Here is a 13,708-nt window from a genome sequence, read left to right as displayed (position 1 = left end):
AGAAAATAGAGTGATTTATAATAAGTAGTTAATTATATATGGAGGTTATTTATGGATAACAAGCTTACATCAAAAGAGGAATTAATAATTAAAATGGAGGAATTAATATCTAATAATGAAGGTCCTTTTAGCATAGTTGTTGCAGATATTGATGATTTTAAGAATTTGAATAATTTATATGGTAATTCTATTGGAGATGAGGTAATAAAAAAGCTTATTTCAATTTTAAATAACAATTTATCTTCAACAGATATGGTATTTAGATCAGGTGATGAATTTAATATATTACTTGTAAAAAAGGGAGCGGAAAGAAGCTTTATGGAGCTTGAAGAAATAAGAAGGTATTTATCAGATAATACATTTAATTTAGATGAAAATTCTGATGATAATGTTTATTTTACTTTAAGTTTCGGTGTAGCAAGTTATCCAAGAGATGCTAAAAACGTAGTTGAACTTTTTAGAGTGGCTGATAGTGCATTATTTAGGGCAAAAGAATTAGGTAAGAATAGAATATGTCTTTCTGAGGCAGAGAGTATGGTGCTAAAATCTAATTATTTTACTAAGACTCAACTTGATAGATTATCAAGGTTGTCAAAAGCAACTGATAGAACCGAGGCATTTCTTCTTAGAGAAGCTCTAGATGATTTGTTTAAAAAATATAGCAAATAGTCATTAAGCGCATTGAGCAAATCTTGATTATTAAATTAATGTGTAATATAATATATAATATAAAATGAATTAATGTGGTTAGATACGGTTGGGCAAATTATATAATTTGTTTTCAAGCAATTAGTTTCTGGGGTGGGAAGCTCTTTTTTGAGTTTTACCGCCTCTTTTTTTTATGGAGATTTTTAATAAAGCCAAAACATTTTTAAGTAATATTCTAGCTAGCATCGCATTAAAAAGGAGGGTAATAATGAAAGATAAAATAAAAACTAAAATATTAAGTCCATTCTTATACTTTTTAAAAAGTGAGTCTTCTAGTGGTATAATTCTTTTAATTTGCGCTATTGCAGCAATTATGATTGCAAATTCGAGCTTTTCAGGAGGCTATGAGCATATATTCCACACAGATATAACGATTGGATATGGTGTGTTTTCATTATCAATGTCAGTTCTTCACTGGATTAATGATGGATTGATGGCTATATTTTTCTTAGTTGTTGGTATGGAAATAAAAAGAGAGGTTGTGTTTGGGGAACTAAAATCTTTTAAAAGGACAATACTTCCAATATCTGCAGCTATAGGAGGAATGATTGTGCCTGCAATTATTTATGCATTATTTAACTATAAGGAGCCAACCATTACAGGATGGGGGATACCCATGGCAACAGATATTGCATTTGCACTTGGAATGCTTTCTTTAGTTGCAAAAAATGCTCCAAAAGGAATAGTTGTATTTCTTACTGCACTCGCTATAGTTGATGATTTGGGTGCTATTATAGTAATAGCAATATTTTATAATAGTCAAATTTCATGGATAGCGCTTTTATTAGGATTAATAGTTTTTGCTACGCTTATCTTGGCTAATAAATTTAAAATTAAATATACATCTATTTATATTATTTTAGGTATAATTCTATGGATTTGTCTTTTAAAATCCGGTATACATGCAACAATTGCAGGAGTCTTACTAGGCATGTCATTGCCAATTGGAGAAAATATTCATAAATTTAAAACTTCAATATTGTATAAACTCGAACATATTTTAACACCATGGTCTAGCTTTGTGATTATGCCAATATTTGCGTTTGCAAATGCAGGTATAATAATTAATACTGATAATTTTTCAGGCAGTTTGTTTTCACCAGCTTCATTAGGAATTATATTTGGTCTTTTTGTAGGAAAGCAAATTGGTATATTTGGAACTTCATTTATTTTAATAAAATTGAAAATAGCTAAGTTTCCATCTAATGTAACCAAAAGACATTTATATGGTGCAAGTGTTTTTGGTGGCATTGGATTTACTATGTCAATATTTGTGTCATCCTTGTCATTTGCAGATGCCAATATATTATCTGAAGCAAAAATGTGTATTATGATTGCATCAATTTTAGCTGCAACATATGGTACAATAGTATTTAAATTTATAAATTTTAAAAATGAGAAATTAAACTACAAACAAAGCTAAAGGCTATAAGCATTGAATTTTCAATGTCTATAGCCTTTACTTAAGCCACTTTATTAGAATCATCACTAAGAGTTACATCTAGAGCTATTCAAAGTTTTGCTGATATTATAGTATTTAATTTATTAATTGAATTAGATAGGCTTCCAATTTGTTTTTCCAAGCGGATTAGTAATATGCAGTTACCGCTATAGGAAAACCATTGTTAGCCACGATACTAATTAATTCATTAGTATCCATTATGTTATCACCTCCTATTAAAGATATATGGCTAACATGTATATTTAACATGGTGAATTTAAATACAAGTTGATATTTGATGACTAGTTTAACAATAGAATATTTAAAATTGTTAAATTTTCGATATTATCAATTGCAATTCATAGTAGTGCTTTCATGAAAGTAATACAGTGCCATTTTTAAAATATGAGCTTTGGATATATGTTTAAATATCGTATGATGCTAATATGGCAAAGAATAAATATTGTGAAGAATATTACCATAGAAGAATACATGTTCTTCAGAATATTAGAATTTAGAAAATTGATGTATAATGTATTAAGAAATATCAATAAGAAAAGGAGGGGGACATAACATATGCTTGTACCTAATAAAAATCCAAAAGTATATGATCAAGTTATAGAGAAAATTAAGGATAAAATAAAATATGGAGAAATAAAAAAGGGAGATAAATTGCCGACAGAAAGAGAAATGGCAGAATCTCTTGAGGTATCGCGTGCATCTGTGAGGGAAGCGATGAGGGCTTTAGAAGTCATAGGATTAATAGAAAGCAGGCATGGAGCTGGAAATTATATACGAACAAATTTTAATAACTCTTTGCTTGAACCTCTTTCAATAATGTTTATGCTGCAAGAGAGTTCGCCAAAAGAAATGTATGATTTAAGGGAAACACTAGAACTTCAATGTTCTAAATTAGCAGCTAAGAATATAGACGATGGTGAGCTTAAACTCTTAACAGAGTTATTGGATAAGATGTATGTTGCTAGTAGTGAAGAAGAAAGTGTTGAATTAGATATTAAGTTCCATCAATTAATTGCAAAGGCTTCAAGAAATGTATTATTAATTAATGTACTTAATGTTATATCTCAACTTGTAGACGAATTCATACGGAATGCTAGAATGCAAATTTTTCATGAGGGAAATACCAAAGAAAGCTTATTATGGATACATGAGAATTTATTAAGAAATTTAAAGAAAAGGGATGAATCACTAGCTTACAATGCTATGCAAGAACATTTCGATCTAATTAGGAAATCTTATGGATACGAAAATTAGAATTGTGTTCTAAATGAAAATATAAAATCTTATAAGAGTGAGCTTAAAAAATTTAATAATGCTACGTGTTAAGATTTCATATCTAATTGAAGAAGATATTATATATTTTAGACAAGCCACTGAGAGAATGGGAGGAGTAAGATAATTTGAATAAAAATCCATATGAACAATTTCCTCATATTTCAGATGATGAAATAACACTAAGAAAAATTGTTGATATTGACCTTGACGAAATTTTCGAAATATATAGAAATGAAGAACTTTTTAAATATTCTCCTGTAATGATTAAAAAGAATAAAAATACCGTTGTTAATATGATAGGACATTTTGAGAGAGATTTTCATAAGAAAAAATGCATATTTCTTGGCATATGTCTAAATAATGAACCGGAGAAGGTTGTTGGAATAGCAGAGATATTTGATTATTCTAACGAGGTAAATATGATAACTATAGGCTATAGGTTGAACAATAAGTTTTGGGGTAATGGAATTGCGACTAAAGCTGTAAGGGTAATGGTAGACTATTTATTTAATGACATTGGAATTAATAGAATACAAGCATTTGTCATGCCAGAAAATATTAAATCCAAGAATGTATTAGAAAGAAATGGTTTTATTAAAGAGGGGACAATTAGGCAGGGATATACTTGGAAGGGAAAAGGTGTTGTTGATTTGAATCTATATTCTTTATTAAAATCTGAAGCTGAAAAATAGATATTTTTATTTCCTAAATTTCTCATTTTGTATACCAACAATCAAATCACATATAATACTATAAAGGATAAAACCAAGGAGCTTATTTTAATGCTAGATGTAGAAACTAATTTTGATGAATTAGTGGATTATTCTTTGAGTTAGAAAAAAGTGATAATAAATATCTAATCTGTAAATTTAAGATTTATGGAAAGAAAATCCCAATAAACATAGATTCTTCTCTAATAATATGTTACTATAATTATATCCATAATATTACTAGAAAACACCAATAAAGGTAGGTCAGTTAGAAATACTTGGCATGCCTTTTTTGTAAATTTTCGAAATTTTATATGCAAAAATCAATCATGAAGCAGAAATAATCATATTAATTGCCAGGAAAATAAAAATTAATAAGAATGTATATTTTACTTTGTTCTTATAAAAGTATTGTTTTATGAAATGTTGGGAATACTTAATAATGGGAAAAGTCTAGTAAACTATAAATCATAACTTGCTTCTACAAGTGATGATATGCTTGACAAATCAAAATACAATATTTTTATAAGGAGGATATTTATGAAAACAGGTACAGTAAAGTTTTTTAATTCAGAAAAGGGATTTGGTTTTATAGAGGTAGAGGGAGAAAAAGATGTTTTTGTACATTCATCTTCTCTTTCAGGATTTAGTATACAAGAAGGAGATAAAGTTCAGTTTGATGTTGAAAAAGGTACAAAAGGTCCTCAAGCAACCAATATTCAAAAAGTATAAAATAGCTTCTTGATGTTTATTAACAACATAATAGGTGATTTTTGCCGCCTTGTTTAAGGTGGCTTTTTATTGAAATAAAGTGAAATTTGATTAAGGTGGGGGATTGGAATCTCCATCTGAATCTTAGTTGAACCAATCTTAGGGCATGTTACTGCTATCTACAACCTAAAAAGAGGTGGGAGTGTTACATTGTCTAGAGATCAGATAAATTTATAAAAAAGAAAGAAGGGGTTAATTTGGGAAATAAGGTATTTAGTGAATTAGGTCTTGATGAGAGTATTCTTAAGGCCATTGATGCAATGGGATTTGAAGAACCTTCTAAGATTCAAGCTGAGGTAATACCAGTTCTTTTAGAAGGTCATGATGTTATTGGGCAGGCACAAACAGGAACAGGAAAGACACTGGCATTTGGTGCACCAATATTAAGCAGAATTGGAAAGCAAGATGGTAAGGTAAATAGTATAATACTAACGCCTACAAGAGAACTTGCTATACAGGTAAATGATGAATTGAATCGTATAGCTAAATTTACTAAGATTAAGTTGCTTCCTGTATACGGTGGTCAACCTATTGACAGGCAGATTTCAGCTTTACGTAGAGGGATAGATATAGTAGTAGGAACTCCAGGTAGAGTGTTGGATTTAATAAGAAGAAAAGTTTTAAATTTGAGCTCTATTAGATTTCTTGTATTAGATGAAGCCGATGAAATGTTAAACATGGGATTTATTGACGATATAGAAGAAATAATAAAAAATTCAAATCAAGACAGACAGACAATGTTGTTTTCAGCTACTATGCCTGAAGAAATCAAAAGACTTGCTAAAAGATATATGAAGTCTGAAACGAAACACATAGCCATTTTAAAAAATGCAATGACTGTAGCTACAGTGGATCAATACTATTATGAAATTAAAAACAAGGATAGATTTGAAACACTATGTAGGATACTTGATGTTGATGAACCTACATCTGCAATAATCTTTTGTAAGACCAAAAGGAACGTTGATGAACTTGTTGAAGGTCTTCAGGGAAGAGGGTATACTGCTGAAGGAATGCATGGAGATATGAATCAAAATCAGAGAATAAATACCTTAAGAAAATTTAAAGAAGGAAATTTAGAATTCCTGATAGCAACTGATGTTGCTGCAAGAGGCATAGATGTTGAAAATGTAACGCATGTAATAAATTACGATTTGCCTCAGGACGTAGAATCCTATGTTCACAGAATAGGCAGAACAGGTAGAGCAAATAGAAAAGGTGTTGCTTACACATTGGTTACTGCAAGGGAATATATGTCTCTTAAACATATTGAAAAGGTTACAAAAAGCAAGATAAGAAGAAGAGAAATTCCTACTGTTGATGAAATATTTGTTTCAAAGTACAAAAATATGTTTTCAAAGATAAAGGAAACTTTGGAGCAGGATAGCTATAAGAAATTTATACCAATGGCAACAGAACTTGATGAAGAGTTTAACCTCGTAGAAGTAGCAGCGGCATTAATGGATATGGTATATAGTAAAGAAGTGAACTATGACTATACTGAAAATGAAATAGGTTCGAAGACAGATTACAAGAGACTGTTTTTGAATGTAGGACGCTTGGATAAGATTAATCCAAGGAAGCTAGTGGATTTCTTTAATGAGAATGCAAAGGTAAAAAGAGAAGATGTCGGAGATATTGATATTCTTGAAAAGTTTTCATTTGTAAATGTAACAGAGGCTGCAGCGGAATCCATAATGAAGCATTGCACTGGAAAGAAATTTGCTGGAAGAAAGCTAAATGTCGAAATTTCAACAAAATCAAAAAGATAATTTAAAACTATACCTATGAACAAGACACATGAAGAAAGTGTTTGGTCTATAGGTATTTTTTTATTGTTCTTAGTATAGGGTCAGAATACTAGAGCAAATATGGTAATATTATAAAAAATATATATTCTTGAGAATATGCACCTTAAAAAGAAAAAATGGTGGAACTTGCATCTATTAAGGATTCTTAGGTTTCAGAGATATTTATGATTTGTTATTGCAAATATTTAGTATTGCATTTTATAATTTCCAATGTTATACTTCCTATAAGGTACTTTGGTACCTTATAGGAAGTATAACATTCGTACCTTTAGGTTTTTTAAATTCTAGATTATTAATTGGATTAGTAGAGAGGTGATTTATCTCCGATGGCCACAAAAATGTTATCTTATACTTGCTGTTATAAGCCAGCAAGCACTATCGATAGAATTAGAAATCGCTAATCATGGTTCATTAAGAGAAGATTTAATAGCTTTATTTAAGGTTTTAGATCCAATCTTTGAAATTATAAAACCTAATGACCTACGAGATGTAATTTCAGATGAAGGCATAAAATAGATTAGTTTGTTAAAGGAGTAATTAATTTATGAAGAAATATGTATTGCTAATTATATTATCAACACTTATAGGAACCTCTCTTTTTACGGGATGCGCTGTAAAAAATAATAAGAATGAAAATGCTGTTCAAGTAGAAGAGGTTAATAAGCAAAATTCCATATATCTTATGGCTGGAAGGATTGAGACTGATAATCAAGTTAATGTATCTTCAAAGATTTCTGCTAGAGTCTCAGATGTATTAGTTAATGTAGGATCAACTGTAAATCAAGGTGATGCCGTGATTAAATTAGATACTCAGGATCTTCAAGCACAGGTAGATCAGGCACAAGCAGCAGTAAATACTGCAAATGCAAATTTGAATAATGCTATGAATAGCACTCAGCCTGAACAAATATCACAAGCGCAAGCAGCTTTGGATAGCGCTAAAGCAACCTATGATGTTGCTAAAAAGAATTATGATCGTACAAAAGCTTTATTTGATGCTAGCGCAGCTACAGAGGTGCAGCTTGAAACTGCACAGCAGCAACTTACCTCAGCTGAGTCAGGACAAAAGTCTGCAGAAGAACAATTAGAAATGCTTAAAAATGGTGCTACAGAAACAAGTATAGATGTTTACAAGGCTCAAGTACATCAAGCTGAAGAGGCAGTGAAAACAGCGCAGGTGGCATTAAATAATGGAAGCATTACAGCGCCTATTTCAGGTAAAGTTACTGTTAAGAATATAAATAAAGGCGAAATGGCAGCACCTGGAAGCACACTTATTTCAATATCTAATCCAGATGCTTTGTGTGTGAATGCATATGCACCTCTAAGGCTTGTAAAAGATTTGGAAGAAGGACAAGCTGTAGAAGTTAAAGTATCCGAAATAGAAGATTCAGAATTTGAAGGAACCATATCAGTAATAAATTCAACATTAAACTCTCAAAACTCCAATGTTTTAGTTAAAATAGTTTTAACAGATTCAAAGGGGCAATTGAAACCAGGTATGTTTGCTGAAGTTGGTATAGAAGGCTAAGAAAGGATGATAGGGATGAAAGAAAAACGTAAAACAATAATTATATTCATATTATGTGCGATGTTAACTACCCTTGGTGGAGTAGGTTTTTATTACTGGTATAACAATGAAAACTTTGTTTCAACAGAAGATGCAAAGGTTGATGGAGATTTTATCAGCATAACTCCGCAAGTATCAGGTAAACTTCTTGAATTTAATGCAAAAGAAGGGGACAAAGATGTAAAAGATCAAATTTTAGGTCGTCTAGATGCTAATGGCTTAGCAGATGCTAATATTGATTCAGCGTTACTTAGAGCACCAACTAATGGGATAATTATTAAAAAGGAAGCTGAGGAGGGACAATATGTTTCGGCTGGATCGACACTTGCAGTAATGATTGATCCAGAAAAGCTTTATATAACTGCTAATATAGAAGAAATTAAGGTTGAAAAATTACATGAAGGACAAAGTGTAGATATAAAAATTGACCAATTTGAAGGGAAATCATTTAAAGGTAAAGTTGAGTATATAGGAAAAGCTTCAAATTCAGCATTTTCACTTCTACCATCCTCCTCTGGTGGAACTTTCACTAAGGTTGTTCAAAAGGTACCTGTAAAAATTGAATTTGAGAAAAATGATGCTAATCTTCTACCTGGTACAAATGCAGATATAAAAATACATATAAAGTAGGTGGAAGTATGGAAAATAAAAAAGAATCTTCATCTAAATGGCTTATTATGAGCATTGTAATTATGGCAATTTTTATGGTAAATCTAGATACCAGTATTATTAATATCTCTATTACTAAAATGATGCAGACATTTAACGCATCAATAGATCAAATACAATGGGTTGTTAGTTCATATACCTTAACCTTAGGAGTTGTAATTCCCTCAACAAGTTATTTTGGAGATAAATTTGGCACTAAAAGCGTATTTGTTATGGCGTTAATTTTATTTACTTTAGGTTCACTATTATGCGGTATTTCATGGAATGAGAATATAATGATAATTGCAAGAGTAATTCAAGGAATTGGAGGGGCTTGCATAATATCGCTTGGTATGACGATATTAATGACTACTTTTGATAAAAGTGAAATTGGAATGGCTATAGGGTTAATGGGAATGTGTGTAATGGCAGCTCCAGCTTTAGGACCAAGTTTAGGTGGATATATTATTCAAAATTTCAATTGGAGATTTCTTTTTTTTATAAATCTTCCAGTTGGGATAGTTGCCATAATAATGGCTATACTCATATTCAAGAAATCAGAACATAAGTCATCAAAGAAATTTGATATTATTGGATTTTTAACTTCGAGTATTGGAATGTCCTGCGTTCTCTATGTACTTGGAAAAAGTGATTTGGACTGGAACGATATAAAAAATATAGTGCTTATGATTGTTGGATGTTACAGTCTTATAATATTTGTTGTAAATGAATTACTCATTGAAGAACCTATGCTTGATTTAAAACTTTTAAAGAATTACACTTTTTGCATGAGTAATATTATCATGAACGTTGCAATGTTAGCTCTTTATGGTGGTGTGTTTCTTATGCCAATATTCCTTCAACAAATAAGAGGACTTGATTCAATGAGTACAGGCTTGATTTTATTTCCAGAAGCAATAGCCACAGCCATATCTATGATCTTATATGGGAAAATTGGTAACAAATTTGACGTTAGATTATTTGCTGTATTTGCATTGATTTTGATAGGTATTAACAGCTATAGTATGTCAAAAATTACGTTGGATACACCTAATATAGATATTACGATTCTATTAATGATTAGAGGCTTTGGTGTGGGATTTCTTATGGCACCAGTTCAAACAGTAGGTTTTAGTGGATTACCAAAGGCAGCAATGTCAAATGCATCTGCTTTGACTAATACAGTAAAGCAAGTAGGGACTTCTATAGGTGTCACAATTATTACAAGTATTATGCAGCATAGAAATGTGATTGATTATTCTAACTTAGCTTCACAAGTGACATCTTTTAATAAAAATAGCATGAAGTTATTTGAAATGCTTCAAGGTGCACTTATTAAGGGCGGGATATCGAGCAGTGATGCTACAGGAATTGCTTTAAGTAAGATTTTTGGCGAAGTTGCAAGTCAGGCACAACTTCAAGCACTTAATGAGACAATGTTTATAATTTCAATCATAACTGCTATTATAATAATTCCAACACTTTTATTAAAACAAGGCAAACAAGAAGAAACAGATGCAGCAGTGGCAGAATGATAAAAACGACTTAATGAGGTATTTTACGAATAAAATCATTAATTGTCATAATGATATAGAATTAATAAATATGCAGTTACAATTGTAAGCGTATTTTTCATGAAATTTATTAATACATTAATAATAACAGCTCTAAGGTAAAGATTGACCTTGGAGCTGTTATACTTTCATCTCATGCCTAGATAAAGTGAAAATTTATACATATAAGGAGCAGATGTGTAAAAATGAGTAGTTTTATAGTAGCAGTAGGCCATATTATTATAAGTGGACATATTGGTTGTGAAGTTATTGATAGGTTAGTTTAGAATGATTGAATTATTAAAATACTAGCATTGATTAACGATGAATAAAGTGGTATTTTATATTATAATTATGTTAATTTGTGAGAGTAAGCTAAAAATTAGCCATTTTGTGGGGCATATTTTAGCGAAAGTATTTGATTAACAGAGAAATTAGAAGGAGATATTGTAATTATGATGATAAAAAAACGGCTGGCTATGTCAAATCTTTTTATGTTGATAGTTCCAGCAATATTGATAGTAGTTATTGCAGTTGGAGTTCTAGAAGGATTTACAGAGATATATGGTAAGAAAATAAAGGTTTTTGAAGAGGATAGTGGAATATCATTTATTCAGAAAACTTTATTTATGTATAATAAAGAAATTAGAAATAATTATGATAAAATTAATGATTATAACAAAACGAAGGAAGATCTTAAAAATGCCGGTTATGACTTTATAATTACAAGTGACGGCGACACAATATTTTCTAATATAACTGATGCTGATAAAAATGCTATGTCCAAGCTTGAGCGAGACGTTCTTACATCTTCAGATTCAATAGTCCTTGAGGTTAATTCTATTAGTTTAGTTAAAAATAGTTTAACTAAAGATGGAAAAAATATTAATATGCTTGCTGTAAAATCAAATAATAATTTAATGAGCAGACAGCAAATGAAAGCAGAGGCAAGAACATTTCTATTAAGTTACATGGGGGTTGTATTCATAGTAGCGCTGCTTATAATTATTTTAACTAATGGGATATTATCGTCACGAGTAGCTAAAAGTTTGATTAAACCTTTAGAGCTACTAAGCTATGGTGCGGGACAAATAGAAGAAGGGAACCTTGATTTTAAGCTGAGTTATCAAGGGACAGATGAATTTGCAAAAGTTTGTAGGGATTTTGATAAAATGAGAGTAAGGCTTAAAGAATCAATTGATATGCAGCTAAAATATGAGCAAAATAGAAAGGAATTGGTCGCAGGAATATCTCATGATTTACGTACACCATTAACAACAATTAAAGGATATTCAAAAGGATTAAAGGATGGAATTGCAAATACAGATGAAAAACGTGAAAGGTATTATGAAATTATATATAGTAAAACTTGCGATATGGACAAGCTTGTAGATAAATTATTTTTCTTTTCCAAATTAGATACTGGAAAATTTCCTTTTAACTTTGAGAATATAAATTGTAATGAGTTCTTTTTAGATTTTTTTAGTAATGCTATACCAGAATTTGGAGGTAAAGGGCTTAATTTAACTTATAAAAATTTTTGTAAAGATAATATTTTTATTATAATGGATTTTGAAGAAATTCGAAGAGTGCTTACAAATATACTTGAGAATAGTGTAAAATACAAAGTGAAAGAATTTGGTAAGGTATATATTACTATAGAAGAAATGGAAGACAGTGTTGTTTTAAAAATAAAGGATGATGGGCCAGGAGTTTTAGAAGAAAACTTATCAAAACTATTTGCTAGTTTTTATAGGGAAGACCAGTCGAGAGCCAATTCAAGTGAAGGAAGTGGACTTGGGCTTTCAATTTGCGAATATATAATAAAAGCTCATAATGGCACAATTACTGCTGAAAATGACAATGGATTAGCTATTATTATAACTTTTCCGATTAATAATAAAATTTAACATATATACTCTAAAAAGTTTAATTTATAAAAATATATCTTAAGCTAGAAGGAATTGTTGACTAAACGATAAAAAATGAATTGTATTGCCTAGGGTTCATATATTGACTGTGATAAGAAAAAATATATTGACTATTAAGCTTAATTGCATATAAACATAATGGGAGAAAAGAAGATGCGAAAAATATTGATAATAGAAGATGATAAATTGATTGCAGAACTAGAAAGGGATTATCTTGAGGTAAGCGGATTTAAAACTGAAATTGCCTTTAATGGAGAAGACGGATTAAATTTCGCATTGAATAGAGAATTTGATTTAATACTGCTTGATTTAATGCTTCCAAGTAAAGATGGGTTTCAGCTTTGTAAAGAGATAAGAAGTAATAAAGAGATACCTATACTAATGGTTACAGCTAAAAAGGATTCGGTAGATAAAATAAAAGGTTTTAATCTTGGAGCGGATGATTATATTGTCAAGCCTTTTGACCCAAGTGAGCTTGTCGCTAGAGTAAATGCACATCTTTCACGCTATGATAGATTAACTTCAATGGGGAAAAAAGATAATATAAATAATGGAGTCATGGTGTTTAAACGATTAAAAATATTGAAAAGGGAAAGAAGGGTATATGTTGCTGATAAAGAAGTTAAATTGGCTAACAAAGAATTTGAACTTCTGCTATTTTTAGCAACAAACCCTAATATCGTATTTTCAAAAACAATTCTTTTAGATAGAATTTGGGGCATGGATTCCTTTGCTGATGTTGCAACTGTTACTGTGCATATTAATAGAATAAGAGATAAAATTGAGGAAGATAGTAGTAATCCTCAATTTATTGAGACTGTGTGGGGCGCGGGATACAGATTTAAATTATAGTTCGTTATTAAAAATATCACAAATGAGATAAGCAATATTACTTATATTTAAGTTATAATTTCTAATGAATATGTAAGATTGAAGTTTTGACAAATTTGTAAATATGTTTATTTAAAAATTTGAATGTTTAAATTATATATCTATAAAATTAAGAAAAGATCTTAGGCTAATAATAAATTTATTAATCTAAGATCTTTTTATTTTCTAGTATTTATAATACTAGAAAGGAGCGAAACTTTTGCGTTTTCAAAGGCAGTTATATAAATAAATAGACAAATAATATGGGGCTAACTTGCAAAAAAAGTTATCAAGAGAGTGTGTTGCGTAGCCACTTATGTTTTTATCTTGGAATTTATATCGTTAGTTTCAGATTATATTTTAAAATCTAAAAAAGTTTAGAAATTGTTTATAAAGATA

The 13,708-nt window shown here is 30.1% G+C and carries 12 protein-coding genes, 1 pseudogene and 1 other annotated feature; of the genes and pseudogenes, 12 read left to right on the top strand and 1 reads right to left on the bottom strand.

The annotated features are described in order from the left end of the window. The first annotated feature begins 51 nt into the window (after positions 1-51). Both L3B96_RS19300 and nhaA read left to right on the top strand, forming a co-directional pair. Positions 52-669: a GGDEF domain-containing protein gene (locus tag L3B96_RS19300; protein WP_238948310.1), complete on the top strand. Its 618-nt coding sequence runs from the start codon at positions 52-54 to the stop codon at positions 667-669. 86 nt (positions 670-755) lie between these two features. Beyond that, positions 756-811: a sequence feature (sodium ion sensor (DUF1646 type); this cis-regulatory element may regulate processes involved in with the transportation of sodium ions), on the top strand. A 105-nt stretch (positions 812-916) separates the two neighbouring features. After that, positions 917-2,131 carry a Na+/H+ antiporter NhaA gene (gene nhaA / locus L3B96_RS19295; RefSeq protein ID WP_238948309.1) on the top strand — a complete coding sequence of 405 codons (1,215 nt, stop codon included), beginning with the start codon at positions 917-919 and terminating at the stop codon, positions 2,129-2,131. 88 nt (positions 2,132-2,219) lie between these two features. Here the strand turns inward: nhaA and L3B96_RS19290 are convergent. Next, positions 2,220-2,368, bottom strand: a pseudogene (locus tag L3B96_RS19290) (YvrJ family protein). 357 nt (positions 2,369-2,725) lie between these two features. Between L3B96_RS19290 and L3B96_RS19285 the strand changes: the two are divergent. From L3B96_RS19285 to L3B96_RS19240, 10 genes are all read left to right on the top strand, one after another. Further along, the gene (locus L3B96_RS19285) at positions 2,726-3,424 is read left to right on the top strand and encodes a FadR/GntR family transcriptional regulator (RefSeq protein ID WP_238948308.1); all 699 of its coding nucleotides are present in this window, start codon (positions 2,726-2,728) and stop codon (positions 3,422-3,424) included. A gap of 146 nt (positions 3,425-3,570) precedes the next feature. Continuing rightward, the gene (locus L3B96_RS19280) at positions 3,571-4,137 is read left to right on the top strand and encodes a GNAT family protein (protein ID WP_238948307.1); all 567 of its coding nucleotides are present in this window, start codon (positions 3,571-3,573) and stop codon (positions 4,135-4,137) included. 558 nt (positions 4,138-4,695) lie between these two features. Continuing rightward, positions 4,696-4,887, top strand: a complete 192-nt coding sequence (locus L3B96_RS19275) for a cold-shock protein (protein WP_039771389.1) — start codon at positions 4,696-4,698, stop codon at positions 4,885-4,887. 236 nt (positions 4,888-5,123) lie between these two features. Continuing rightward, entirely contained in the window at positions 5,124-6,698 is a 1,575-nt protein-coding gene (locus L3B96_RS19270; protein ID WP_077869077.1) for a DEAD/DEAH box helicase, read from the top strand. A 351-nt stretch (positions 6,699-7,049) separates the two neighbouring features. Beyond that, entirely contained in the window at positions 7,050-7,253 is a 204-nt protein-coding gene (locus tag L3B96_RS19265; RefSeq protein WP_065417396.1) for a hypothetical protein, read from the top strand. A 28-nt stretch (positions 7,254-7,281) separates the two neighbouring features. Next, entirely contained in the window at positions 7,282-8,268 is a 987-nt protein-coding gene (locus L3B96_RS19260; RefSeq protein WP_238948306.1) for an efflux RND transporter periplasmic adaptor subunit, read from the top strand. Between the two features lie 15 nt (positions 8,269-8,283). Then, entirely contained in the window at positions 8,284-8,937 is a 654-nt protein-coding gene (locus tag L3B96_RS19255; RefSeq protein WP_238948305.1) for an efflux RND transporter periplasmic adaptor subunit, read from the top strand. 8 nt (positions 8,938-8,945) lie between these two features. After that, positions 8,946-10,490, top strand: coding sequence for a DHA2 family efflux MFS transporter permease subunit (locus L3B96_RS19250; protein WP_238948304.1), 1,545 nt, complete (start codon positions 8,946-8,948; stop codon positions 10,488-10,490). Positions 10,491-10,963: 473 nt separating this feature from the next. Beyond that, positions 10,964-12,418, top strand: a complete 1,455-nt coding sequence (locus L3B96_RS19245) for a HAMP domain-containing sensor histidine kinase (protein WP_238948303.1) — start codon at positions 10,964-10,966, stop codon at positions 12,416-12,418. A gap of 174 nt (positions 12,419-12,592) precedes the next feature. After that, positions 12,593-13,291, top strand: a complete 699-nt coding sequence (locus L3B96_RS19240; protein ID WP_077828886.1) for a response regulator transcription factor — start codon at positions 12,593-12,595, stop codon at positions 13,289-13,291. Positions 13,292-13,708 lie beyond the last annotated feature (417 nt).

This window comes from Clostridium sp. YIM B02569 (assembly GCF_022320765.1).
In the GTDB taxonomy this organism is placed as follows: domain Bacteria; phylum Bacillota; class Clostridia; order Clostridiales; family Clostridiaceae; genus Clostridium; species Clostridium beijerinckii.
This window is presented reverse-complemented; position numbering and strand designations above follow the sequence as displayed.